The 24,884-nt window shown below is 39.5% G+C and carries 19 protein-coding genes; 3 read left to right on the top strand and 16 right to left on the bottom strand.

What is annotated here, in order from left to right; all coding sequences use genetic code 11:
- The first annotated feature begins 14 nt into the window (after nt 1-14).
- The gene (locus IGL80_RS01935) at nt 15-467 is read left to right on the top strand and encodes a YueI family protein (protein ID WP_002359057.1); all 453 of its coding nucleotides are present in this window, start codon (nt 15-17) and stop codon (nt 465-467) included.
- Nucleotides 468-1,251: 784 nt separating this feature from the next.
- Here IGL80_RS01935 and gshAB read toward each other — a convergent pair.
- Entirely contained in the window at nt 1,252-3,522 is a 2,271-nt protein-coding gene (gene gshAB, locus IGL80_RS01930; protein ID WP_002354955.1) for a bifunctional glutamate--cysteine ligase/glutathione synthetase, read from the bottom strand.
- A gap of 170 nt (nt 3,523-3,692) precedes the next feature.
- On the opposite strand from gshAB, the gene IGL80_RS01925 reads away from it, so the two are divergent.
- Together IGL80_RS01925 and IGL80_RS01920 are read left to right on the top strand one after the other, a co-directional pair.
- Nucleotides 3,693-4,193, top strand: a complete 501-nt coding sequence (locus tag IGL80_RS01925) for a cysteine hydrolase family protein (protein WP_002359055.1) — start codon at nt 3,693-3,695, stop codon at nt 4,191-4,193.
- Between the two features lie 451 nt (nt 4,194-4,644).
- Nucleotides 4,645-5,541 carry a YitT family protein gene (locus tag IGL80_RS01920; protein WP_002354953.1) on the top strand — a complete coding sequence of 299 codons (897 nt, stop codon included), beginning with the start codon at nt 4,645-4,647 and terminating at the stop codon, nt 5,539-5,541.
- Between the two features lie 50 nt (nt 5,542-5,591).
- On the opposite strand, the gene IGL80_RS01915 is transcribed toward IGL80_RS01920, so the two are convergent.
- From IGL80_RS01915 to IGL80_RS01845, 15 genes are all read right to left on the bottom strand, one after another.
- Nucleotides 5,592-5,990 carry a VOC family protein gene (locus tag IGL80_RS01915; RefSeq protein ID WP_002354951.1) on the bottom strand — a complete coding sequence of 133 codons (399 nt, stop codon included), beginning with the start codon at nt 5,988-5,990 and terminating at the stop codon, nt 5,592-5,594.
- A gap of 119 nt (nt 5,991-6,109) precedes the next feature.
- Nucleotides 6,110-6,595, bottom strand: coding sequence for a cupin domain-containing protein (locus IGL80_RS01910; RefSeq protein ID WP_002381091.1), 486 nt, complete (start codon nt 6,593-6,595; stop codon nt 6,110-6,112).
- Nucleotides 6,596-6,753: 158 nt separating this feature from the next.
- Nucleotides 6,754-8,082 carry a signal recognition particle-docking protein FtsY gene (gene ftsY, locus IGL80_RS01905; RefSeq protein ID WP_002404795.1) on the bottom strand — a complete coding sequence of 443 codons (1,329 nt, stop codon included), beginning with the start codon at nt 8,080-8,082 and terminating at the stop codon, nt 6,754-6,756.
- A 2-nt stretch (nt 8,083-8,084) separates the two neighbouring features.
- Nucleotides 8,085-8,912 (bottom strand): Cof-type HAD-IIB family hydrolase, encoded by an 828-nt coding sequence (locus IGL80_RS01900; protein WP_002359053.1) that lies wholly within the window; start codon nt 8,910-8,912, stop codon nt 8,085-8,087.
- Nucleotides 8,913-8,936: 24 nt separating this feature from the next.
- Complete coding sequence (gene smc / locus IGL80_RS01895; protein ID WP_002359052.1) at nt 8,937-12,515, bottom strand: chromosome segregation protein SMC; 3,579 nt, start codon at nt 12,513-12,515, stop codon at nt 8,937-8,939.
- A 20-nt stretch (nt 12,516-12,535) separates the two neighbouring features.
- Complete coding sequence (rnc, locus tag IGL80_RS01890) at nt 12,536-13,228, bottom strand: ribonuclease III (RefSeq protein ID WP_002354946.1); 693 nt, start codon at nt 13,226-13,228, stop codon at nt 12,536-12,538.
- A gap of 329 nt (nt 13,229-13,557) precedes the next feature.
- Complete coding sequence (gene opp2A, locus IGL80_RS01885; protein WP_002354945.1) at nt 13,558-15,336, bottom strand: oligopeptide ABC transporter substrate-binding protein Opp2A; 1,779 nt, start codon at nt 15,334-15,336, stop codon at nt 13,558-13,560.
- Nucleotides 15,337-15,364: 28 nt separating this feature from the next.
- Nucleotides 15,365-16,288 carry an oligopeptide ABC transporter permease Opp2C gene (gene opp2C, locus IGL80_RS01880; protein WP_002365358.1) on the bottom strand — a complete coding sequence of 308 codons (924 nt, stop codon included), beginning with the start codon at nt 16,286-16,288 and terminating at the stop codon, nt 15,365-15,367.
- A gap of 27 nt (nt 16,289-16,315) precedes the next feature.
- A complete protein-coding gene (opp2B, locus tag IGL80_RS01875; protein ID WP_002354943.1) occupies nt 16,316-17,278 on the bottom strand; it encodes an oligopeptide ABC transporter permease Opp2B in 963 nt (320 codons plus the stop codon).
- Nucleotides 17,278-18,222, bottom strand: a complete 945-nt coding sequence (gene opp2F / locus IGL80_RS01870) for an oligopeptide ABC transporter ATP-binding protein Opp2F (protein WP_002354942.1) — start codon at nt 18,220-18,222, stop codon at nt 17,278-17,280. Before opp2F ends, opp2B begins: the two co-directional genes overlap by 1 nt.
- Nucleotides 18,222-19,262 (bottom strand): oligopeptide ABC transporter ATP-binding protein Opp2D, encoded by a 1,041-nt coding sequence (gene opp2D, locus IGL80_RS01865; RefSeq protein WP_002365359.1) that lies wholly within the window; start codon nt 19,260-19,262, stop codon nt 18,222-18,224. Before opp2D ends, opp2F begins: the two co-directional genes overlap by 1 nt.
- 263 nt (nt 19,263-19,525) lie before the next feature.
- A complete protein-coding gene (gene acpP, locus IGL80_RS01860; protein ID WP_002354939.1) occupies nt 19,526-19,765 on the bottom strand; it encodes an acyl carrier protein in 240 nt (79 codons plus the stop codon).
- Nucleotides 19,766-19,901: 136 nt separating this feature from the next.
- On the bottom strand, nt 19,902-20,903 hold the full coding sequence (plsX, locus tag IGL80_RS01855) for a phosphate acyltransferase PlsX (RefSeq protein ID WP_002354938.1): 1,002 nt from the start codon (nt 20,901-20,903) through the stop codon (nt 19,902-19,904).
- Between the two features lie 102 nt (nt 20,904-21,005).
- Nucleotides 21,006-23,042 carry an ATP-dependent DNA helicase RecG gene (recG, locus tag IGL80_RS01850; protein WP_002359051.1) on the bottom strand — a complete coding sequence of 679 codons (2,037 nt, stop codon included), beginning with the start codon at nt 23,040-23,042 and terminating at the stop codon, nt 21,006-21,008.
- Between the two features lie 115 nt (nt 23,043-23,157).
- A complete protein-coding gene (locus IGL80_RS01845; protein WP_002359050.1) occupies nt 23,158-24,834 on the bottom strand; it encodes a DAK2 domain-containing protein in 1,677 nt (558 codons plus the stop codon).
- Nucleotides 24,835-24,884: the final 50 nt, after the last annotated feature.

Below are 24,884 nucleotides of genomic sequence, written 5' to 3'. Positions count from 1 at the left end.
AGGAGTGTTACTGAATGGCGAATGATGACTTACAACAACGTCTGGATAAAGGAATGTACGGTACGCCCCTCGTTAATCCTGAAGAACAACACAAATACATGGGCACATTTCGTGAACGCTGCCGTCTCTCCATGACCGTCGCTGAAATGAAAGATGCACAGAACCAAAAACATTTATTAGAAGAATTAGCGAAGCATCCTGAAGTTACAGTACTTTTAAATGGCGAAATCTCTTCTGACCTGCAAAGTACCTATATTAAATTATTAAATCAGCATGGCGCAACCTTTAAGATTGTTAACAATTTTGTGGAGAACAACCCTGACTCTCTCGGCTTACTGTTAGCTGAAAAACATGCAGTCGATGAACCTGTGATTGACGTTACAGAAAAATATCCTCAAGCAACCGAAACGCCAAAAGAAGAGCCAACAGCTAAAAAGGGCTTTTGGCAAAAGCTATTTCACTCATAAAAAGCTCAAGGAAAGTTATGAGTCATTGGATTGTTTAAACATAAGTTATGAGCGCTTCCATTTATAATAGAATTATGCTATTATAAAGATGAAAAAGAGAGGTATGCGGGTACATACCTCTCCTTTATACCAGCGCCAGTTATAAGAACTGGTGGCTTACTGAGTTAAGTTTTGAATCTTAACCGTTCGGCCTACGAAGCTTGTGAACGGTTATTTTTTATTGTTTTTCGGTGCTTCAAGGATACCGAAAATCAGTAGTGCAACAAACGCTAATCAGCTGAACAAAAGCAACACTACGCGTTGCTTCGATCTCAACAACTTCTAAGAGCTAAAGCTCTAAGAGTTGAAGGTCCTTCGGAAATAAGCCGAAATTGTTGAGAATCACGAAGAACGTAGTGATTCGATGATGAACAATACCTACTTGGTCTCCAAAAATCAAAGATCAATTTTCGGAAATTCCTTCTTATTGCTGAGAAACACTATTTGCAAAGCAAATAGATGTTAAACAGTACCTACTTGGTTCTCGGAGCTAAACGCTTTCGCCTTAGCCTCAGAGCAAAACTAATCATCAATTCCAATGCCGCTTCGATTGACAAAAAATGCTCCTTTCGTTAAAGTGCATCGGATACACATAGGCATCACCTGCCTCTCTAACTCAGAGCCACCGTCATACAACTTTCATTGGTAATAGTTTTAGTATAACCTATTGGGTTCACCAAGAAAACGTTTTTATAAAGAATACCGCCAAAAAATCTATTATGAATTTTTTGGCGGTATTCTTTTTTTATTGAACCACTTCTGGGTATAAAAGTTTTAAAACGTCCATTGTCAAGCGTCTACCCTGTCCAGCGTATGGATACACATGCATGTGCATGGCTGGATTAAAGTTTGCTTCGATAATCCCGTATGTTAAGCTATCACGTGTGCCTTTTACGTCTTTGTCAGGAATGATTAAATCAATACCACAAATTTTGGCTCCTAAAGCAGCTACGGCCTCAATGGCGATTTGTTTATAACTATCATCAATGACATCGGTCATATCAATCGAATCCCCGCCCGTGCTAACATTAGAATTTTCTCGCAAGTACACGATTTGCTCTTTTTCTGGCACAGAATAGATAGTTAAACCTTGTTCTTTCAACATTAGTTTTTCTAAATCATTTAACTGGATTAATTCTAGTGGTGCACGGTGATTGGTCCCCCGCAATGGATCACTATTTTTAGCGGCCACCAATTCTTCTACAGTATGTTTGCCATCTCCGGTAACATTGGCTGGCACGCGCAACATGATGGCTTTTACATCATTATCTAACACAAAGAACCGATATTCTGTTCCAGGTAAAAACTCTTCAATTAAAACCGCTGTGTCCTCTTTAAAAGCAATCCGTAACGCTTCCGTAAAGTCTTCCAACGAAGCGCCTTCTTTAAAAATGGTAATTCCTAAACCGTAATTCGTTGATTTTGGTTTCACGACAAACGCTTTATTGGCGTAGCGTAAATGTGCTTCTTGTGCCTCAATAAAAGATGAAAATTCTTCACCGCCAGGCACATGGAACCCTGCTGCAGACAAAATTTTCTTTGTCACGGTTTTGTTTTCCATAATCAATGGTACCACGTAGTTATCTTTACTAGTCATGTTGGCATTTTTGACGTATTCAATGTGCTCGCCATGTTGCAGTTTCAAAAATTGCTCTTGTTCATCTAAAATTTCGATTTCCAAACCTTTTTGAATCGCATCAAATAAGAAAATTTGTGTGGATAATTCCATCTCACGGAAACCAGCTAATTGATAAGGGCGTTCAAAGGCCATACTTTGATATTGGTTTCCAAAAATATTTCCCAGTTCACTGTTGGAGTTTTCTTGAATAATCGTCCACATTTTGCCAGAAACGGTGTCTTGTGGATTCCGCAGTTGTTGATAATACTTACCGACAACTTCTTTACCTTTACGAATGCCTAGAGCATCTAACATATCAATCATTTCTGAAAAAATCCGATCGCCTTCTGCAATTAACTTAATCGTTTCATGAGGATGACCAAGAGCCACTTGTTCATTAAAAATATCGCCAGTTTTTACCCATTCATCCGCTTCTTCTTTTTCATCTGTCCACAATAAATACAACATGAAATAATGTAAGAAATCCACGGTATCTTCCACAATGCCTAAACGTGAAAAAGGATTTAAGTCTAAATTACGCAACTCGATATAGCGAATACCTGTTTTAGGCAGATCAGACATTTGTTTCCCGCCACGTAAGCGCACAGGCGCATAAAATTCTTTTTCTTCAGAAAGTAAACCATTTTCCACCATGCGATGAATATCTTCTAAATAGCGTTCCAATGAGGCATACGATACTTTCACATTGTCATGATTTCTGTAGCCATACGTACTATTCCGAATACTGCGAATGGGTTCTTGCGGTTGGTCGTCATAGACTCTAAAGTAGCCGTCTTCACTAACTGGCGAAGCCCCAAAAAGATACGTAATTAACCAACGATAACGTAAAAAGTTACGGGCAACTTTCATGTACACTTTCGTTTTAAATTGTTTGCAATCTGTCACTTCGGATTGTTCATCATATAATTGCTGAATCAGGGCTTGGTCATATTCAAAATTAAAATGAATTCCGCTGACCATTTGTTTTCGTTTGCCATACTCTTTTGCCAAATAACGACGATATAACACCGCATCATATTGATCTAATTTAGCGATTTTAATCTCTTCATCTTTTGTTGGTAATTGTGGCGGCATACTTAATGGCCACAGCATTTCATCTTCTGGAATCGAACGACGAGCCACATCGTGAATGGCATCTAAAAAACGAAGCATTTCTGTGCCGCTATTTGCTACAGGCGTGATTAGTTCTAATTGTGTTTCACTAAAATCTGTTTGAATATATGGATGATAAGAACGGTTACCAAAAACCGTGGGATGATCAGTTGTCGCTAAAAGCCCTTCTCGTGTACTACGTTGGTTTTCTTTTTCTAAACCAAAACGAGCCATCAATACGTAAGGACGAACATTTTTCTTTTGCATTAATTCTCTATAATTCATCTTGTCGCCTTTCTTTCTACAAACTATCTGTTTCTCTTACTATTATATAGGAAAACGAGTAAATATGCTGTTTTTTTGAACGTTCACTTGGGAATTTTCGAGACACTTTTAGAGAGCGCCTTTTTCCGTTAGACTGAAAACAACTAGTTTATAGAAAATGGGGATTGCTCATGAAAAATCGTGCATTACTTTTAATTGACTTTCAAAAAGGCATCGAAAGTCCGTCGCAGCAATTGTACCGTCTACCAGCAGTGTTGGAAAAGGTCAATCAGCGTATTGCTGTCTACCGCCAACACCATGCGCCCATTATTTTTGTTCAACATGAAGAAATCGAATTAGCTTTTGGCTCAGACTCTTGGCAACTTTTTGAAAAGCTGGATACACAGCCCACAGATTTTTTCATCCGCAAAACACATGCGAATGCCTTTTACCAAACAAATTTAAATGATTTACTGACGGAACACGACATTCAAACGTTAGAAATCGCTGGTGTCCAAACCGAGTTTTGTGTGGACACTACAATTCGGATGGCTCATGGTTTAGGCTATACGTGTTTGATGACACCGAAAACCACTTCCACCTTGGATAATGGACATTTAACCGCAGCACAAATTATCCAACATCATGAAGCTATTTGGGCTGGCCGCTTTTTGACTTTTTTGAGCCTGTGACAAAAATCACTTTGGATTTTTGTTCCGGGCTCAAAATCTGATAAACGGCGGGAACAGAACCAACTCCTTCGGAAATAAGCCGAAATTGTTGAGAATCACGAAGAACGTAGTGATTCGATGATGAACAATACCTACTTGGTCTCCAAAAATTAAAGAGCAATTTTCGGAAATTTCTTCTTATTGCTGAGAAACACTATTTGCAAAGCAAATAGATGTTAATCAGTACCTACTTGGTTCTCGGAGCTAAACGGTTCTGTCCCGACCTCTTTTCCAAAAAATTGTTTGTTCACTATGTTTTCTTGTCGTATTTCATGTTAGTATAAGGAAAAAGTGTTCAGTTGATTAGTTGAAGATTTAGAGTGTGGGACATAAGTCGATTAGGCTTGTCTCTCATGTTCTGTCTTTTTTTATGTCATCATTCACTAAACTAATAAATAATTGGAGGTATTTCATGAATAAATTTTTTACAGCCCAACGTTTAAAAGACACCGCCTATGTAACAGTCGGTGCATTCATTTTGGCCATTTCAATCAATGCGGTCTTATTGCCAAATAAACTTGTCGCAGGCGGAGCCAATGGCATTAGTATTGTTATTAATTATGTTTTCGGGATTAGTCCCGCCATTGTTCTTTACGCCATCAATATTCCTCTTTTAGTGCTTTGTTTCTTACTTCTTGGGAAAGAGGTCGGTGTCAAAACCATTTATGGCAGTCTTATTTATCCATTTTTTGTAGGAATTACTTCGGGGATGCCTGTTTTAACACATAATATTTTTCTAGCAGCATTATTTGGCGGTATTATTACAGGTGCTGGCCTAGGCTTGGTTTTCCGTGGCAATGCTTCAACTGGTGGGACAGCAATCATTTCACAAATTGTCAATAAATACTTCAAAGTTTCCTTAGGTATTGCTATTTTATTCGTCGATGGTTTAGTCATTTTATCAGCAATGTATGCTTTTAATGCAGATATTGTGCTATTCTCTTTAATTTGTTTATTTACAATTGGTCGTGTCGTTGACATGATTCAAGTTGGTCTGGTTCGCTCGAAGAATGTGATGATTATTTCACCAAAATATGTCGCTATTCAAGAACGCTTATTACGTGAACTAGATAAAGGTGTGACCTTGGTGCCAATCGAAGGCGGTTATCGAAACGCGAAAGGCATGCTCTTAATGACTGTCATTCGTGAAAAAGATTTTCCCCGCTTAAAAGAAGCCATTCTTGAGATTGATGAAGAAGCCTTTTTGATTTCAATGAGTGCAAGTGAAGTCTACGGGAAAGGATTTAGCTTGAAAAAAGTAGCTGATTCTTATGGTGTTGAAGCAACTAACGCCAATAATTTACAATAGTTTTTTGTAGGAAAAGAGCCGCAAAATCTGTAGAGATTTTGCGGCTCTTTTTACATCTTCATCCAGACAGGTTCTAAGCTATTGCCATCCAAATCTTGCACCTCTAAGCCATACATTTGCTCTTCTGGTATTCCCATATCAACTCGGTAACAGTTGCCTCCGTTAGCTTTGGCGGTTTCGCCAAACTGTTTTACGGCTTCGGCACTCTCTAAACTAAAGGAAATTAATGCTCCACTGGTTGTTTGCGCATCAATAATTTGCTTTTCTTGGATAAATTTCCCATAAAAGTCATGGTTCAACAACATAATCCAAAATTGATCATCCCACATCATCGAACTAGCTTCCTCTGTTGAAAATTCCTCGTTCTTTTTGAATCCAAGTTTTTCATAAAAGGCTGTAGAACGTTGGACATCCGCTACTGGGAAGTTAACAAAAACCATTGTGCCCATGTGATTCATCCCTTTCTTTTAATCATCTACGACAGCTAACTGTGCGTTGCGACAAAATCAACAAGCTTGTTTGATTTATACTAGCATATTCATAAAAGAAATGTTACTAGAACGTTTTCTTAAGGTAATTCTCGATAAGCCAAGTGCTGAATGATTTCACTATGTTGTGGATAATCGTTTAACAATTCCGCTTGAGTAAATAACTCGAAGTCTTCAAACTCAAAGCCTGGTGTAACTACACAACTGACTAACGCAAATCCTGTCGCTACTGTAGAGCCAAAGATTGTGCCGGCAGGAACTGAGAACGAAAGCTGTTGTCCTTGAACTAAGTCTTTCCCTAACTGAACAGCTTGATACGTTCCATCAGGAAAAATACAGTGAACGGTTAATGGCTGACCATCGTGAAAAAACCATAATTCATCCGCTTTTAAACGATGAAAATGTGACGGACTTTCTGTATTTAATAGAAACAAAATCGCTGTATGCAACGCCCGTTCGCCTCGTTTGGTTGGAATCAATTGTTCACTTTTATTGGTTTGTTTAAAATAACCGCCCTCAGGATGCGCTTCTAATCCTAACTTCTCAATCCACATTTGTTCTGTCATCTTCTCCCTCACTCCTTCATTTTTTCAGAAACGATTTAGGAAGAACTTAGAACATCCGTCCCAATCCTAAAATAAACGGCGGGACAGGAGTAGCTTCTTCATTCTTGAAGCTAAATACTCCTGTCCCACGTTCTTCCCAAACCTGTTATTTTCTACAACTAAACATCTTTTAATAAGCCTTTAAATAAGCCCATTGCGAAATCGTTGGCATTGAATGGTTCTAAATCGTTAATGCCTTCACCTAGACCAACTAATTTCACTGGCAAGTGTAATTCATTCCGAATAGCAATGACAATACCACCTTTGGCTGTTCCGTCTAGTTTGGTTAAAACTAAGCCAGTGACATCGGTTGTTTCTTTGAACTGTTTGGCTTGTGTCATCGCATTTTGCCCAGTAGTTGCGTCCACGACTAAGAGAACTTCGTGAGGCGCATCTGGAATTTCTCGTTGGATGACTCGTTTGATTTTTTCTAATTCTTTCATTAAGTTGACTTTATTTTGTAACCGACCTGCTGTATCCACTAGCAAAACATCGGCCTGCTCTGCTTTGGCACGTTCCACTGCATCGAAAACGACCGCTGCTGGGTCGCCGCCAGCATTCCCACGTACAACTTCAACGCCAGCCCGTTCACCCCAAACAACTAATTGATCGATGGCGCCCGCTCGGAACGTATCGGCAGCGGCCATTAAAACTTTCTTTCCTTCCAACTTGTATTGATGGGCTAATTTACCAATGCTGGTTGTTTTCCCCACTCCATTAACACCGACAAATAAAATCACGGTTAAGCCATTTGGCTGTAAGTTAATCGCATTATTTTCATTAATTCCTGCTTCTTCATACAAATCAACCATTTTTTCAATGATGGTATTTTGAACTTGAGCTGGTTTTTTCACGTTTCGCAGTTTCACTTCTTGTCGCAAGGCTTCTGTAATTTTTAAGGATGTATCAAAGCCTACGTCTGCACCAATTAACGTTTCTTCTAATTCTTCAAAGAAATCTTCATCAACGCTCCGGAAATTAGCAAACAATTCGTTCAACCGTTGACCAAATGTTTTACGCGTTTTTTCCAAGCCTTTTTCATATTTTTCTTGGACCTGCTCTTCTTTTGACTCTTCAATTTCTTCTGAAACCTGCGTGTCTGTTGGTTCTGCCAACGGAGTTACGACACTACTTTCTTCCTCAGGCGCTTCCACAACAACTTCTTGTGTTTCCTCTGTCAGGATTTCTTCTGGCTCTTCTTCTAATGCTTCTTCTACGCCAGCTAATTTTTCCATTTCAGCGTTATCTGTTAAATCGGCTGTTTCTGTGACTTCTTCCGCTGTCGTTTCTGGCATTGTTTGCGCCTCTTCTGCTGCGGTTTCTTTTGATTCAGCAGGCGCTGATTCATCACTAGGTGTTTCGTCTACTGTTTCTTCAACGATCTCTTGTTTTTCTTCTTCCTTTTTTTCAGCGGAAAAAGCTTTTTTAATTTTATCAAAAAATCCCATTCTTATTGGCCTCCTTCCAACGGCGTTAAAATATATTTTTCGACCGCTTTGGCAACGCCATCTTGGTCATTCGTGTCTGTGACGACATCTGCGGCTTCTTTAACTAATGGAATCGCATTTGCCATGGCGACACCTAAGCCAGCGTATTCAATCATCGGTAAATCATTTTCTTCGTCCCCTAGGGTCATGATTTCTTCTGCACGGATTCCTAAATCTTTGGCTAACAAGGAAATACCATAGGCTTTCGTAATCCCTTTTGGCATAAATTCTAATAAGTTATTTCGCGTTTTAATAATTTCAAAGCGCTCATAAAAAGAGGCCGGAATTTCCTTGATGCGTTCATTTAAATACGCTTCATCAATCGCAACAACAACTTTGTTATAAATTCGATTCGGGGTTAACTCTTCTAATTTGTAGGACTCAAAGGTTAATAATTTGTTTAGAGAACTATAAATTGAAGGATAATTAGGTGCAGAAGGCAATTGCATCACGACCTCATCGGATAAGACATCAAACGGCATGTTGAGTGTGGTTGCTAATTGGTATAGCTCATGAATTGCTTCCAAGGGCATCAATGTTTTCTCAATAATGGCCCCTGTATCATTTTTTTGAACCAACCCGCCGTTAAAAGTAATGCTATAATCGCCTTCATCTTGTAAACCTAATTCTTCTAAGTAAGGACCAATAGCTGCCAAAGGTCGACCTGTGCAGATAACAACTTTCACGCCTGCTTGTTTCGCAGCCATCAGTGCTTGTTTATTCCGTAAAGAAATCTCTTTTTGGCTATTTAATAATGTTCCATCTAAATCAATAGCAACTAATTTTATCAAACGTTCGCTCCTCCTTGCTTCTGGCTAATTGCTTTTTTCAATTGCGCCACCTTCTTTGACCTCTTCCAAGCGAACTGAAACGATTTTTGAAACCCCAGATTCTTGCATAGTCACGCCATATAAAACATCTGCGGCTTCCATTGTCCCTTTACGATGCGTCACCACGATAAACTGTGTACCATCTTCAAATTCGCTTAAATAATGGCCAAAACGAGCAACGTTGGCTTCATCTAAAGCTGCTTCTACTTCATCTAAAATACAGAACGGAACGGGTCGAACACGAATAATTGAAAAGAGTAATGCAATCGCCGTTAATGCCCGTTCGCCTCCAGACAACAAGCTTAAATGTTGTAATTTTTTCCCTGGTGGTTGCGCCTCAATCTCAATCCCTGTATTCAAGAGATCCTCTGGGTTGGTTAGCACCAGTTCTGCCCGTCCGCCACCAAACATATTAGGAAATACCACTTTAAACTGGCCACGAATTGCTTCAAAGACTTCTTTAAACCGTTCTTTCACTTCTTGGTCCATTTCATCCATGGTTTCAAATAATTGTTCTTTCGCATTTAATAAATCATCACGTTGACTGACTAAAAATTGATGGCGTTCATCGACTTGTTCAAATTGCTCGATGGCACTTAAGTTAACAGGTCCTAACCGCTCAATTTCTTGTTTTAGGCGTTTCACTGTTTGCTGTGCTTGCGCTAAATCATCGATTGGGAAATACGCTTCATAGGCAGCTTCAAAGGTTAAGCTGTATTCTTCCTGTAAGTAACTTAACGAGCTATCTAATTGCATTTCTGCACGATTTTTTAGGACTTCAATTTGTGTTTTATCTGCTAAATACTGTTGTTGGCGTTTGTTTTCTTCCGCTAATTTTGTATCTAACTCGTCTACTTCTTCTTGCAACGCTTGTCGTTGACTACGTGCCGTTTGTAAAGAGGTTTGCAACGCTGTTTGTTTCTCCGCTAATTGAGCGACTTGTGCCGCTAAGCCTTCTTCGGTTAACTGGTGATCGCTAGAATGGCTACTTAATTGTTGTAGCTGTTGACGGATGGCCGTTTCTCGAATCAACAATTCGTCCAATTGTTCTTGTTTGTCTTGCTTTTGACGAGCAAAATGGGCACATTGTTCCGCCGCTACTGCTTGTTCTGCTTGAACTGTCGTCAAGCGTTCTTGCGCTTGGGCTTTAAAGGTTTCCATTTGGCTAGCTTCTTGTTCCACTTGTTTCATTTCAGCATCTAAACGTTCTTTCGTTGCCGTTAAGCTTGCTTGTTGCTCTGTCAATGTGGCTTTTTTCGCTTGATATTCGGTTAAGAATTGATGCAATTCCCGTGATTCATATTCAAACAAGCGTTTTTCTTTTGTTAAACGAGTAATCGTTTCTGTTTGATTGGCTAATTTATTATCAATTTCTTGTTGTTTTAAACGATTTTGTTCACCAGCAGAGCGCAACATTTCTGCACGTTCCGTGGCTGTTTTCACTTCTTGCGAGAGCGCTTGGACTTCTTGTTCTACACTTCTTAGTTGTGTTTCTAATTGAGTCATTTGTTCAGTGATTGTTTGAAGTTCTTGCGCTTGTGAAAATAGGCTTCCTTGGTTGCCACGTTTATTGGCTCCCCCAGTCATCGAACCGCCAGGATTCATCACATCGCCTTCCAATGAGACAACGCGATATTGGTAATTGACTAATTTTGCTAACTGGTTGGCACTCGTTAAATCTGCCGCTAAAATCGTGACGCCTAAGAGATTTTGAATAACGGTTTGTACTTGTTCTGGATAACGAACTAATTCACTGGCGATCCCCACGAAGCCCGGTGCACCAGCCAAACGATTCTGAACCATCGCCGATACAGAGCGTGGCTTAATGGTTGTCAATGGTAAAAAGGTCGCTCGGCCACTGTGTTGTTGTTTTAAGAAGGTGATGCCTGCTCGACCATCTTTCTCATTTTCCACAACAATATGTTGCGCCGCACCACCTAAGGCCGTTTCAATCGCCAACGTATATTCTTTAGGCACTTCAATTAACTCAGCCACTGCGCCAACAATCCCAGTTAATTGGTTTTTGTGACGCAATACAGCTTTCACGCCTTGATAGAAGCCAGCGTAATTTTCTTGAATTTCTTGCAAACTTTTTTGGCGTGCCTTCGCTTGTTGCACTTGATTCATCGCTTGGTACATATCGTTTTGACGCTGTGCTAATCGTTCACGCTTAGCTTCAAGCGTTGCTTTCAACGCAGTGTATTCTTCCAACTGTTCTTGTAAGCCTTGTTTTGCAACTTTTTGCTCTTTTTCTAGCGTCTCTTTCATTGCGAGAGCTTCAACCATCTGTTCTTCTAGCGCTTCGTGTTTTGCTAGCGATTGTTGATTTTTAGCTGTTTCTTGTTGATATTGTCGTTCTAAATATTTTAAGTCATTGGCTGTATTGGCTTGCTCTTGCATGACTTCCACATACTGACTGCGCAATTCTTCCATTAATTCTTTAGAAGACTTACTATATTTTTCCACATCTTTCGTTGCCAAAGCCAATGCTTCTTTTAACGTCTGACGTTGTGCCGTTTTTTCTGCGATTGCTGTTTCCAGCGTCTGCAATTCTTCTCGATAACGAACAATTTTTTCGGCCGTTTCTGCCAATGTCTCTTCGTATTCGCTTGCCGTTTGGGAGGTGTGTTTGGAACGTTCAATTAAAACATTTTTTTGTCCTTCTGCTTGTTTCAACGCTTCTGTCACTTGTAATAATTGTTGTTGTTCCGTTTCAATTTGTTCATCTAAACGATTGCGCTTGCTGCGTAAACGTACCAATTTGCCTTCTAAGTCATGGACTTGCTTACTTGCGCCAGCTAACTTTTCTTCAATGGCTGTTAATTCTTGCGTTTTCGTTTCCCAAATAGCTTTTGCTTCTTGAATTTCGGTCACAGTTAAATTGACATCAATTTCGGTAAGTTCTTCTTTCAAAGCTAAATACTTTTTAGCCGCATCTGCTTGGGCGGCTAGAGGAACTAATTGGTCTTCCAACTCGTAAATGATATCTTGGACACGGCTTAAGTTGTCCTCAGTTTCGAAAAGCTTTTGTTCAGCCTTTTTCTTCCGTTGTTTGTATTTTAAAACGCCCGCTGCTTCTTCAAAGATCCCACGACGGTCTTCAGGTTTACTATTAAAAATCGCTTCAACTTTCCCTTGTGAAATAATTGAAAAAGATTCTTTGCCTAACCCTGAATCCATAAATAAATCTTGAATGTCTTTTAAACGGCACGCTTGTTTATTAATAAAAAAGTCACTTTCGCCCGTTCGTTTTAAACGACGGGTGACACTAATCTCACTATAATCCAATGCTAAATAATGGTCGCTGTTGTCTAACGTCACGGTAACTTCCGCAATATTTAGCGGCTTACGACCTTCCGAACCGGCAAAGATAATGTCGTTCATTTTGCCACCGCGAAGGTTTTTCGCAGATTGTTCACCTAATACCCAGCGAACGGCTTCCGTGATATTACTTTTCCCACTTCCATTCGGACCAACCACTGCTGTCACATCATCTTCAAATTCAATAATGGTTTTATCTGCAAATGATTTAAATCCTGTAATTTCAATTCGTTTTAAATACACGAATATTGCTCCTTCCAGCCTTACTGAGGAATACTTTTCAGTGCCCGCTCAGCGGCATCCTGTTCAGCTAACTTCTTCGATTTTCCTTGGCCTAACCCAATGAGTTCACCATTCATGTAAACTTCAGTGAAAAAGGTGCGGTCATGAGCAGGGCCTTCTTCTTTAATTAAGCGATATTCAATTGAAACATCGCCTTTGCGTTGTAAAACTTCTTGTAATTGTGTTTTGTGATCCATCTCATGTGAAAAAGCACCGGCATCAATTTTCGGAAAAATAACGTCTTCAATAAATTTCTTGGCTGCGCCAACTTTTTGGTCTAAGTAGAGGGCACCTAAAAAGGCTTCAAATAAGTCACATAATAATGATGCACGTGTTCGTCCGCCCGATGCTTCTTCTCCTTTACCTAATAAAATGTAGTTGTCGAAGTGACATTCTTTCGCAAATTTGGCTAAACTATCTTCCCGAACGATGGCTGCGCGCATCTTCGTTAATTTTCCTTCTGGAAGTTCTGGGAATTTTAAATACAAATATTGTGAAACAATTAATTCTAAAACTGCATCTCCTAAAAATTCAAGACGTTCATTATCGGATAATTTTAAATAGCGATGCTCATTCACATAGGATGAATGAGTAAAAGCTTGCTCTAATAGATTGACATCATGGAAAACAATGCCGTAACGTTCTTTTAACTCTGTTGTTAACTGATTGTCCATTCTCCACATTCCTTTACATTTATTTACACCTTGTTTCATTATACTTTTTTTTTCACTTTTTTTAAATGGTTCTATTCAGAAAAAGCCTGTTATTCACTGTGTTCTCATTATTTTTTAGAAAAAAATAAATAAATAGAGCTGCGACTGAGATAAAAGCGTTTGTTTACGTAAGAGATAGAAAGAGCGTGGGACAAAAATCACTTTGGATTTTTGCGCCACGCTCAAAAACTGATAAACGGCGGGAACAGAAGCAACTCCTCCTTATTTCTCGGAGTTAAACACTTCTGTCCCGACCTCGTTCTATCTCTATTAAATCAGCGGAACGTTGTTTAACGTTTTTCCGCAGTGACACCCACCGTTGCCCATGGATTATCTTTCGTATCAACTGCCCAAGTAAAGTCAACTACACGGTCGTTGACAGGCAAGACTTCATTTCTGTAAAGCGTTGGGATTACAAACGCTTCATCAATGGCATACTCTTGCCAATCGTAGAAGGCTTTTTTACGTTTTTCTTCATCAAATGATGCTTTTGAATCAATCGCATCAAGTAATTTAGTATTTTCTTCTGACTCAAAACGTGTATAGTTAAAGGCTGAGTTTGGACCATATAAGCCGGTTGGTGAAGGATCTGAACCTGTGCCCCACGCGCCTTGATAGATATCTACTTCTGGGTCATCATTTTTCAATTTATCATAGAATGCTTGGAAATCAATTAAGCGTCCTGTTGTATACGTTACGTTTAAGCCAATTTCTTTCCATTGTTGGACATAGTAATCAGCAAGTGGTTGTGCAGTTTCGCCGCCTGACATTGAAGCAAACTTGATTTCTAGTGGTTTGCCTTCTTTGTCTTCGCGAATGCCATCGCCGTCTACGTCTTTATAACCAGCATCGTCTAATAATTTTTTCGCTTTGTCTAAATCAAGCGTATAGCCTTTCGCTTCGCTATCATGCAAGCTCTTGAAGACTGGTGGAATTAACGTTGTTGCCCCTGTTCGTAAGCCGTTGTAGAATTTTTGGCCGACTGCATCATTGTCAATTGCATAGCCCATGGCTTGACGTAAGCTTTTATCTGCCATTTTAGCTTTTGGATTGTATTTCACTGTATTGGTTTCTTTGTCAAACGTACCCATTTTAAAGCCAATATACGTGTAGGCTTGTTCGGGACGTCCTAAGATTTGATACCCTTCAGTATCTTTGTATGTTGGATACGTATCTGTTGGCATTGATAATGCAATATCGTATTGTTTCGCTTTCATCGCTTCTACAATGCTCGCAGAAGGAACAGATTTGAACACTAATTTATCTAATTTAGGTTTGCCACCGTAGTAATGCTCATTTGGTAGGTATTCAACAGATTCACCTGTCACAATATTACTCATGTAGTATGGTCCAATAGTTACAGGGTTTTTACGAACTGCATCGCTTGATTCCATGTCTTTAACAGCAATTCCTTCAAAGGCATGTTTTGGTAAAACTGAACCCCAAACACCGCCACCTAATTGTTGCATTCCTGGGTGAACTTCTTTATAAGTGATTTTAACTTCTTTATCATTGACTTTTTCTATGCCAGAAATGGTTGGCGATTTACCATCATGGTAGTCTTCCATGCCAACAATATTCGTAAAGTTATCATCATAACGAATCCCTGTATAGTCTTTATGACCAATGACTTCATAAGAGAAAATCACGTCATCTGCCGTCACATCTTTACCGTCAGACCATTTCAAATTGTCACGTAATTTAATGGTTGCTGTATTGGCATCTTCATCTAATTTCAGATCCGCAGGACCCCCATCGACAATCTTAAAGTCTGCATCATTGTTAAATAATGGCTGTACCGTTGGAAGCATGTATTGTGCATCATAGTTGTCTTGATAAAATTCTTGCTGGAAAAGTCCTTGGAATTGTGTATCCATAACTACAGCGACATCTAATGTCCCGCCATCAATTGCTTTTTTATCATTTTTAACAGCGATTGGCATTTTTGAAATGTCTTCTGTTTCCGTTGCTTTATTGCCCCCGCCTTTATTGCCGCCACCACATGCAGCTAACCCGAATACTAACACAGAAGCTAACGTGATTGCACCTAAAATCCGTTTCTTGTTCATCTCTTTTCCTCCCTCATTTTTTGGCTAATTAGCCTAATCGTTGTCGTGCATCTGCTGAGCGCTTAAATGCTTGTCCAACATAGTTTATACTTAACATCAAGACTAAAATTAGAATTGATGCAGGTAACCAAACCCATTGTTTATTGACTAATACATCCCCACTGCTGGCGTAGCCAATTAAGGTTCCTAAACTTGGGACACTTTGTGGTAACCCGAAGCCTAAGAAAGTTAACGTTGTTTCGATCCCGATATTGGCCGCGAAATTAATCGTTAAGTTCGTAATAATTAATGAACTTAAATTCGGCATAATTTCTCGAAACATAATTTTAAAATCGCTTGTTCCCATTGTCTTAGAGGCACTAACGTAATCTCGGCGCCCTTCAGATAACGTTTTACTGCGGAACAACCGCGCTTTTCCAACCCAATAAAACGCACACATAATCCAAATAAAGGACCAGATACTATATTTAGGAATCACGGAAACGAACACAATAATAATTAACATAATTGGCAAAATCATAATAAAATCCACAATACGCATCAAAATATTATCAATCATGCCTCCATAATAACCGGAAATAATCCCTAAACCGACCCCGATAATAGACGTAATAATCGTAATGGCAAAACCGATTAAAATCGAGTTCCTAGCCCCGATAATCAATTGTCCTAAAACATCACGACCACCTTCATCGGCACCTAAAATGAACTTGGTGCCATTCATTGTAACGGTACCTGGTTCCGCATATTTATCTAAAATACTTACATGCATAACGGCACTTTGGTCTAACACTAACGAACCGATAAAAACGGCTAATAAGATAATAACCAAAAGGATTAAAGAAAACATCGCCATTTTTTCTTTGACGAATTCTCGCGCAATCATCCGAAAGCCCATTGGTGGAATACTTTCTTGTAAGACTTCTTCTCTTTTTTCTTCTGTCAATTCCATTTTTATCACCCTTTCTTCGTGTTTTTTCTACTGAATTCGAATTCTTGGATCAACAATACTCATTACAATATCAGAAATTAAGGTTCCGATAAGGGTTGCCAATCCCAAAATCAACACGAGAGCGGTAATAACGGAATAGTCACGTTGAATGATACTATCAATAAATAATTTTCCAATTCCTGGGAAAGCAAAAATCTTTTCAATAACGACTGATCCGGCAATCAAAGCAGTAATTTCATAACCTAATTGAGAGGCAATTGGTAATGCTGCATTTCTAAAAATGTGTCGATTAAAAATTTTATTCGTTGGCACTCCTTTTGAACGAGCAGTACGAACAAAGTCCATGTTTTTAACATCAATCACTTCACTCCGCAAATATTGAATAGTGACCGCTGTCCCTAGCAACGCTTGAGTGACCCCTGGTAAAATTAAATGCTTCAGTTTATCTAAATAATACGGCCACGTTCCCTCAGCCAAACCAACAGTCACGGTTCCACTCGTTGGGAACCAGTCTAAGCGATACCCAAAAATAAAGAGCATAATCAAGGCAAAGATGAATAATGGCACGGCAAAACTGAAGAAGTTATAGATAACCACCATTTTGTCAAACCATGAATTTTGGTAACGGCCAGCAATTAAACCGAAAGGAATGGCGATTAAATACGTGATTATAACTGACACAGCAGCCAATGCAATCGTATTCCCCACCCGACCAGCAATGAGCGTGGACACAGGTAATTTAAAGATAAAACTATGACCAAAATCTCCATGTAAGGCATTGCCAATCCAACGGAAATATTGTTCGTACCAAGGATCATTTAACCCGGCAGCTTCGCGCATGGCTTCAATCACTTTCGGGTCTTGGTTCGGATTAATCAATCCTGTAAACGGATCACCTGGCATCATTTTAGCCAACAGGAAAATCAAGACACTTAAAATAATCACTTGCGGAATCATCAATAACAAACGGCGTAAAATTGTTTTCCACATTATTCAGCACCTCCATTTTTTAACGCTACTTGGTGGGTTGGACTAATCGCATGTAAGTTATAAACCCGCCCATTTTCATCATAATAGTCTTTATGATTTTCCCGATACTCTTGCTCAACTCTTCTTCGTTCTTCTTTGTGAGCTTCTCGGTTCGCTACGTCAATTTTAGGAATTGCTGAAAGTAAGCGTTTGGTATAAATGTGTTGTGGATTAGTGTAAATATCTTGGCGTGTACCGATTTCTACAAAACGGCCTTTGTACATAATGGCAATGTTGTCACACATATGTTTAACTACGCCCAAATCATGGGAAATAAATAAGTAACTTAACCCATATTCCTGTTGAATGTTTTTCATAAAATTCAATACCTGTGCTTGCACAGATAAATCCAGTGCTGAAACAGGTTCATCTGCAATAATTAATTTGGGGCTGGTAGCCACCGCTCGGGCGACGCCTAAACGTTGGCGTTGCCCACCAGAAAATTCATGAGGATATTTGTACAACGCATCTTCTGGCATCCCCACAATATCCAACAAACTTTTGACTTTTTTCTTTTCTTCTTGGTCACTTAACCGTTCAAAATTTCGAATTGGTTCGGCGATAATATCTAGTACTCGTTTTTTAGGGTTTAAACTTGACATCGAATCTTGGAAAATCATTTGGACATCTTTGTTGTATCCGATCGCTTTTCGACTTCGCGGCTTGGTTACATCTTGTCCTTGATAAATAATTTCACCATTTGTAATTTTTTCTAAACCAATAATTGCTTTTCCTGTCGTTGATTTTCCAGAACCCGATTCACCAACTAACCCATATGTTTTACCTTGTTCAATCATGAAATCCACACCATCAACCGCCAAAACATGATCAGTGATTCGATTGAAGAAGCCGCTGCGAATTGGATAATGAACTTTTAAATCTTTAATTTGAATAATTTCTGTCATTACGCTTCCCCTTCCCCGTCTCTAAAATGAAAATGTTTATAACATGTACAACGAACAAAATGATTCGGTGCAACTTCATGTAATGTTGGATTTTCTTCATGTTCCGATGCATCAATCCAAGGAATTCGTGGGGCAAACCGACAACCTTTTCTAGGTAATTTGGTTAACGAAGGAACAATCCCTTCAATCACATGAAGTTCTTCTTCATCTGAATTCTCTTGGGGAATGGACTGAAGTAAGGAACGTGTATATGGATGTTTCGGATGACTAAACAATTCTTCAGCAGTGGCTACTTCTACAAACTGACCCGCATACATAACCGCTACACGATCAGCCATTTCCGCAACTACACCTAAGTCATGGGTAATTAAAATAATGCCGCTCCCTGTTTCTTCTTGCAAATCTTTTAACAAATCGAGAATTTGTGCCTGAATGGTAACGTCTAAGGCCGTCGTGGGTTCATCTGCAATTAAAATCGGTGGTTTACACGCGATTGCAATGGCAATAATCACCCGTTGGCGCATGCCGCCAGACAATTCATGAGGATACTGTTTCCCGACACGCTCTGGGTTGGGAATCCCCACTTGATCTAACAGTTCAATGGCCCGTGCTTGTTTTTGTTGTGCGGTCATTTTGGTATGATACGTGAGACTTTCTTTAATTTGGTCTTCAATTCGCATGAGCGGATTCAGTGCAGACAACGGATCTTGGAAAATCATCCCAATATCGTTTCCTCTGACTTTGTTGTACAATGTTTCATTAAACGTAGTTAAGTTTAAATTGTTGTATAAAATTTCCCCAGTAATTTTGGTATGATTGGGATCATGTAAGCCCATAATCGTTGTTGCTAAGGTACTTTTTCCACAACCAGATTCTCCGACGATTGCCAGAATCTCATTTTTCTTCAATTCAAATGAAACATCATCGACGGCATTATAATAATCATCTTTGATTCTAAATGCTGTTTCTAATCCTGAAACCTCTAGTAATTGTTCATTTCCTTGCATCCATACGCACCCCTTACGTCCTTTCAAAAACATTATATAAATTAACTAATATTTAATGATAGCACTTTCTAATTTTTATCAATGTTAATTTACAGCTCATTGTTTTTTCATAATTTTATAGAATTATTCCATAAAAAGCAAGATAAAATAACTTTTTTCGCAGTTATTTTTTTACATGTATGATTTTTTTTACAAAAATATGTGTAAAAATAGCCTTATTGCTTAATAAAATAACCATTATGTACGCAAAAAAAGTCGATTAACAGGAATGTTAATCGACTTTGTCTTATTATTTTTTATGAATTACTCACAATATAATCTACAGCGGCACCAACTGTTTCAATTTTTTCTGCATCTTCATCTGAAATCTCTGTTCCAAATTCATCTTCAAGTTCTAAAACAAACTCCATTACGCTAATTGAGTCAGCGTTCAAATCATCTTTAATGTTTAATTGATCTGTTACTTGATCCGCTTCAATATCAAAGTGGTTTGAGATAATCTTCGCTACTTTTTGAAGTACTTCTTCACGAGTCAACTGTATTCACCTCCACTGCTTTTGAAAAAAGGTTCTTTCTTTTACTAAAACGCTAAGATACATTGTACTCACAATTTGGGTATTTGTCCATCTTTTTTTCATTTGAGTAACAAACTGATGTCAAGACAATTGCAAATTACTCTGCTTTGCCTTCATAATATTCCACTAATTGTGGGACAACTTGGGTTTCTAACATTGTATGAATTTGACGAATGGTGTAGCGGACGGCATCAGGACCCGTGGCCCCATGCGTTTTAATGACTGGCGCTTTTAAGCCAAATAAAACCGCCCCCCCATGTTTTGAGTAGTCCATTTCGTCTTTCATGCCACGCAACGCATTCTTTAATAATAAGGCGCCCATTTTTCCTTTGACACCTTCAGAAAGAATCGCTGTTTTCAGCAAGCTCATCATGTTCATAGCTGTGCCTTCGATGGATTTTAAAACGGCATTTCCTGTGAAGCCATCTGTCACCACCACGTCAGCTACGCCATTTAATAATTCTCGTGCTTCAACGTTTCCGACAAAATTAATCGTTTCATCTGCTGCTAACAATTCGAAGGCTTTTTTCGTTAATTCACTGCCCTTTGTTTCCTCAGTTCCGTTATTTAATAGACCGACACGAGGATTCTGAACGTTCCGAACTTTTTCAGCATAGAATGAACCTAAAACGGCATACTGAACCAAATGTTCTGGTTTATTGTCTGCATTGGCTCCTAAATCTAACATGTCAAACCCTTTGTCTGGTTCTCCCATGACAGGTAAAGTTGACATCAAACCGGGACGTTCCACATTTTTGATGCGGCCGACAATGAACAGACCCGCTGCTAATAGCGCTCCGGTGTTGCCTGCAGAAAAAATCGCATCTGCTTCCCCATTTTTAACTGCTTGCGCTGCTAAAACCATGGAAGCAGTTTTCTTACGACGGATTGCTTTAACTGGCTCATCGTCACTAGCAATTTTTTCATCGGTATGAATAATCGTAATGTTTTTTTCATCGGTGATGTATTTTTTTATTTCGGCTTCTTTTCCATATAATTGAAATTCAATGTCTGGGAAGTCTTGTTTGGCTAGCATAACCCCTTCAACAATTGCTTGTGGGGCGTTATCTCCACCCATTGCATCTACAGCAATTTTCATGAGTGATTCCCTCCTACTTTTTTGTTTCCTAACAAGTATAACATATTTTTTTCAAAGAAATACGCATTGGCTTTTACTTTCTGGCTTCAAAAATTACCTCTTCTAATCGAAAAATTGGGCCGCCTCATCTTGGGGTTTTACTCGATTGGCTAAGCCTTGATAAGCAGGATATTGCCACCATTCTTTCACTTGCCATAGGGCACTTGCTTCTTGGCGCGCAACTTCTAAAATGTTAAAGTCCGTCACGATATCTCCTACCGCAAATTGAGGCACTCCTGATTGCCGTGCACCGAACACTTCCCCAGGTCCGCGAAGTTCCAAATCACGCTCACTCAAGACAAAACCATTGGTGGTTTCTGTCATGATTTTCATACGCTCAACGCCCATTTCATTTTTCGGATTGGCTACTAAAATACAATAAGAAGCACTGGAGCCACGCCCCACACGGCCCCGTAACTGATGTAACTGTGCTAACCCAAACCGGTCCGCATCCATAATTAACATCACCGTGGCATTTGGTACATTCACGCCAACTTCAATAACTGTGGTAGAAACCAATAATTGCAGCTGATTGTCTTTGAACTCCTGCATAATGTCATCTTTTTCTTGGTTTTTCATTTTACCGTGTAGCAATCCCACTTGATATCTTGGGGAATAAAAGCTTTGCATATGTTCAAAAATTTCTGTTGCGTTTTTCACATCTAAGGCTTCGGATTCTTCAATCAAGGGACAAATAATATAGGCCTGATGTCCTCGAGCTAGCTCTTTTTCCATCCATTCTAAAACAGTATCTAACTGCGGCGGCCGAATCCAACGTGTTTCGATTGGAATCCGTCCAGCTGGCATTTCATCAATGATTGATACATCCATTTCGCCATAGGCTGTAATGGCCAGCGTTCGAGGAATCGGAGTGGCCGTCATAAATAGAACATCTGGTTTTAAGCCTTTTTCTCTTAATATTTTTCTCTGATTCACACCAAAACGATGTTGCTCATCGGTGATTACCAAACCTAATTGATGGAAACTGACATCTTGTTGTATCAAAGCATGGGTCCCTACCACAATGTCAATCTCGCCATTGGCCAGTTCTTCGAGAATTAGACGACGTTCTTTCGTTTTGGTGGAACCTGTTAATAAGGCCGTTCGCACTTCTAATGGATCAAACAACTGCTGTAAGCTTTCCATGTGTTGTTGCGCTAAAATTTCAGTCGGAACCATTAACGCCCCTTGAAAGCCAGCGGTCATGGTGGCGTATAGCGCAATCGCAGCCACTACCGTTTTCCCACTCCCCACGTCACCTTGAAGCAATCGTTGCATATGCTTCGGACTTCGCAAGTCTCGACAAATTTCATTGGTCACTTTTTTTTGGGCGCCTGTCAATTCAAAAGGCAGTCCTTGGGTGAACGTTTTTAAGCGATCCACGTCATATTGAATAGCTAAACCATTTTTTTCCGCTTTTTCTTGTTTCTTCAATCCTTGCATTTTAAGTTGGAAAAGGAAAAACTCTTCAAAGACTACTCGTCGTTTAGCTTGATGGCTTTCTTCTGGATTACTGGGAAAATGCATCGCCCACATTGCTTCTTTTCTAGGCATCAAGCGGTACTTTTCTAATAAATCATTCGGTAAAATCTCTTCAACCAGTGAACCATACTCTTCAAAAGCAGTGCGGATTAACTGAACCAACGTGCTTTGGCGGACTTTTTTATTCACATGATAAATGGGGGCGAAATCTTCATTGTCTCCTTTAGAAGCTAAGATTTTCATGCCATTTAATGATTTTCTCTTGGCGTCCCACTTGCCATAAACAGCAATTTCTTCGGAAAGAACTACTTTGTCTTTTAAAAAAGGTTGGTTGAAGAAGGAAACATTAATGACCGCATGTTCCTGCATCATTCGAAACGTTAACCGGCTCTTCTTATAACCGTACCGACTAACGACTGCTTCCGAAACCACTAGCCCTTTTAGCGTAACTTTTTCCTGATCCTGAATCTCGCTTAAATCCTTTTCTTGGATATCATCGTAGCGGAAGGGATAATACGTCAATAAGTCTTCAATTGTAGCAATCCCCAGTTCTTGTAAATTTTCAGCACGTTTTGGGCCAACACCGGGCAATACGCTGACTAAATCTGTGATGTCCATAAAATCCCCTCCTCATTAATATACGCAAAAAAATGGATCATTCATTAAATAGGCTGGTTCATTAGCCCTAACTAATGAACCAGCCTATTCGTTTTTATTTTTTCATCACGAAAACCTATTCTGCTGAGAATAAGTATGGATACACAGGTTGTCCACCTTCATGAAGTTCTGTTTCTAGTTCATCGTTTTCAGAAACTAAAATAGCGATTAGCTTTTCAGCTTCTTCAACCGAACCATCTTCGCCGACAATAATTGTCACGATTTCAGTGTCTTCATCAATCATGCGGTTCAACGTGTCTAATGATGCATTAAAACGATCTGCTTCAGAAACGACGATTTTACCATCAATCATTCCTAAGAAGTCATCTTTTTTAATTTCAACGTCATCAATGGTTGTGTCACGAACAGCTGTGGTTACTTGACCACTCACAACGCTGTCTAACATTTCCGTCATACTTGCTTTGTTTTCTTCTAATGATTGTTGATCATTGAAAGCTAACATTGCTGTCATTCCTTGAGAAATGGTTTTAGATGGAACAACCGCTACTGGTACATCGGCAACTTCTGCTGCTTGATCAGCCGCCATAAAGATGTTTTTGTTGTTTGGTAAAATAATGACTTGCTCTGCATTCACTTCTTTGACTGCTTTTAAAATATCTTCCGTACTTGGGTTCATTGTTTGGCCACCACTAATAATGTAGCTTGCACCTAAACTTCGGAATAATTTTTGAACGCCTTCACCGGCTGCAATAGCAATCACAGCAAACGGTACGCGAACTTTTTCAGTCAACGCTTCTTGCTGAGCATCGCGTTCAACTAACGTTTCATGTTGTAAACGCATATTGTCTACTTTTATTTTTACTAACGAACCAAATTTTTGGCCGTAGTTCATCACTTCACCTGGATGCTCAGTGTGTACGTGAACTTTGATAATTTCGTCATCGTTAACGACTAATAGAGAATCGCCTAGTTCATTTAAGTAGTTTCTGAATGTTTCATAATCAAAAGCGCTGTCCACGGTTGGGCCTTCGCCGATACGAACCATAATTTCTGTACAATAGCCAAATTTAATGTCTTCTGTCGCAACGTGGCCACTAACACCACGGTGATGTTCAGCATTAACCATTTCGTCCATTTCGGCAGGACTTGGTTCATACGTTTCAGTTGGTAAAAATTCACCACTAAGCGCTTCTAAAAATCCTTCATAGATAAATAGTAGTCCTTGACCCCCACTATCTACAACGCCGACTTCTTTTAGGACAGGTAATAAATCAGGTGTTTTCGCTAAGGCACGTTTAGCGCCTGCTACAACAGCTGTCATAACTTCGATACAGTCATCTGTTTCTTTCGCTTTACGTTCACCAGAACGCGCCGCTTCACGAGAAACAGTTAAGATTGTTCCTTCAACGGGTTTCATCACTGCTTTATACGCTGTTTCTACACCATGTGTAAAGGCAGCGGCCAAGTCTTTGGCATTTAATGTTGTAACCTCAGGAATTTGTTTTGAGAAGCCGCGGAATAATTGAGATAAAATAACCCCAGAGTTTCCACGAGCACCCATTAATAACCCTTTGGATAACGCACCTGCTAATTCTCCTACTTTTTCAGAGCGAGAATCGGCCACAGCCTTTGCACCACTGGTCATTGATAAGTTCATATTTGTTCCTGTATCACCATCGGGTACAGGGAAAACGTTTAATGAGTTGACATATTCTGCATTTGTGTGCAGACGAGTCGCACCTGCCTGGACCATTTCCTGGAACTGACCTGCGCTGATTTCTGTTACATTCACCTAAAAAATCCTCCTTCAGATTTACCGCTAACGGCAACACACGACTTCCT

Source organism: Enterococcus sp. DIV2467a (assembly GCF_050532945.1).
Taxonomy (GTDB): domain Bacteria; phylum Bacillota; class Bacilli; order Lactobacillales; family Enterococcaceae; genus Enterococcus; species Enterococcus faecalis.
The sequence above is the reverse complement of the archived record's forward strand: the minus strand, read 5'-3'. Positions and strand labels throughout refer to the sequence as shown.

Excerpts from the sequence above, each read along its gene's own strand:
- IGL80_RS01935 (WP_002359057.1), top strand. The coding sequence starts at position 15 with ATGGCGAATGATGACTTACAACAACGTCTGGATAAAGGAATGTACGGT.
- gshAB (WP_002354955.1), bottom strand. The coding sequence starts at position 3,522 with ATGAATTATAGAGAATTAATGCAAAAGAAAAATGTTCGTCCTTACGTA.
- IGL80_RS01925 (WP_002359055.1), top strand. The coding sequence starts at position 3,693 with ATGAAAAATCGTGCATTACTTTTAATTGACTTTCAAAAAGGCATCGAA.
- IGL80_RS01920 (WP_002354953.1), top strand. The coding sequence starts at position 4,645 with ATGAATAAATTTTTTACAGCCCAACGTTTAAAAGACACCGCCTATGTA.
- IGL80_RS01915 (WP_002354951.1), bottom strand. The coding sequence starts at position 5,990 with ATGGGCACAATGGTTTTTGTTAACTTCCCAGTAGCGGATGTCCAACGT.
- IGL80_RS01910 (WP_002381091.1), bottom strand. The coding sequence starts at position 6,595 with ATGACAGAACAAATGTGGATTGAGAAGTTAGGATTAGAAGCGCATCCT.
- ftsY (WP_002404795.1), bottom strand. The coding sequence starts at position 8,082 with ATGGGATTTTTTGATAAAATTAAAAAAGCTTTTTCCGCTGAAAAAAAG.
- rnc (WP_002354946.1), bottom strand. The coding sequence starts at position 13,228 with ATGGACAATCAGTTAACAACAGAGTTAAAAGAACGTTACGGCATTGTT.
- opp2A (WP_002354945.1), bottom strand. The coding sequence starts at position 15,336 with ATGAACAAGAAACGGATTTTAGGTGCAATCACGTTAGCTTCTGTGTTA.
- opp2C (WP_002365358.1), bottom strand. The coding sequence starts at position 16,288 with ATGGAATTGACAGAAGAAAAAAGAGAAGAAGTCTTACAAGAAAGTATT.
- opp2B (WP_002354943.1), bottom strand. The coding sequence starts at position 17,278 with ATGTGGAAAACAATTTTACGCCGTTTGTTATTGATGATTCCGCAAGTG.
- opp2F (WP_002354942.1), bottom strand. The coding sequence starts at position 18,222 with ATGACAGAAATTATTCAAATTAAAGATTTAAAAGTTCATTATCCAATT.
- opp2D (WP_002365359.1), bottom strand. The coding sequence starts at position 19,262 with ATGTTTTTGAAAGGACGTAAGGGGTGCGTATGGATGCAAGGAAATGAA.
- plsX (WP_002354938.1), bottom strand. The coding sequence starts at position 20,903 with ATGAAAATTGCTGTAGATGCAATGGGTGGAGATAACGCCCCACAAGCA.
- recG (WP_002359051.1), bottom strand. The coding sequence starts at position 23,042 with ATGGACATCACAGATTTAGTCAGCGTATTGCCCGGTGTTGGCCCAAAA.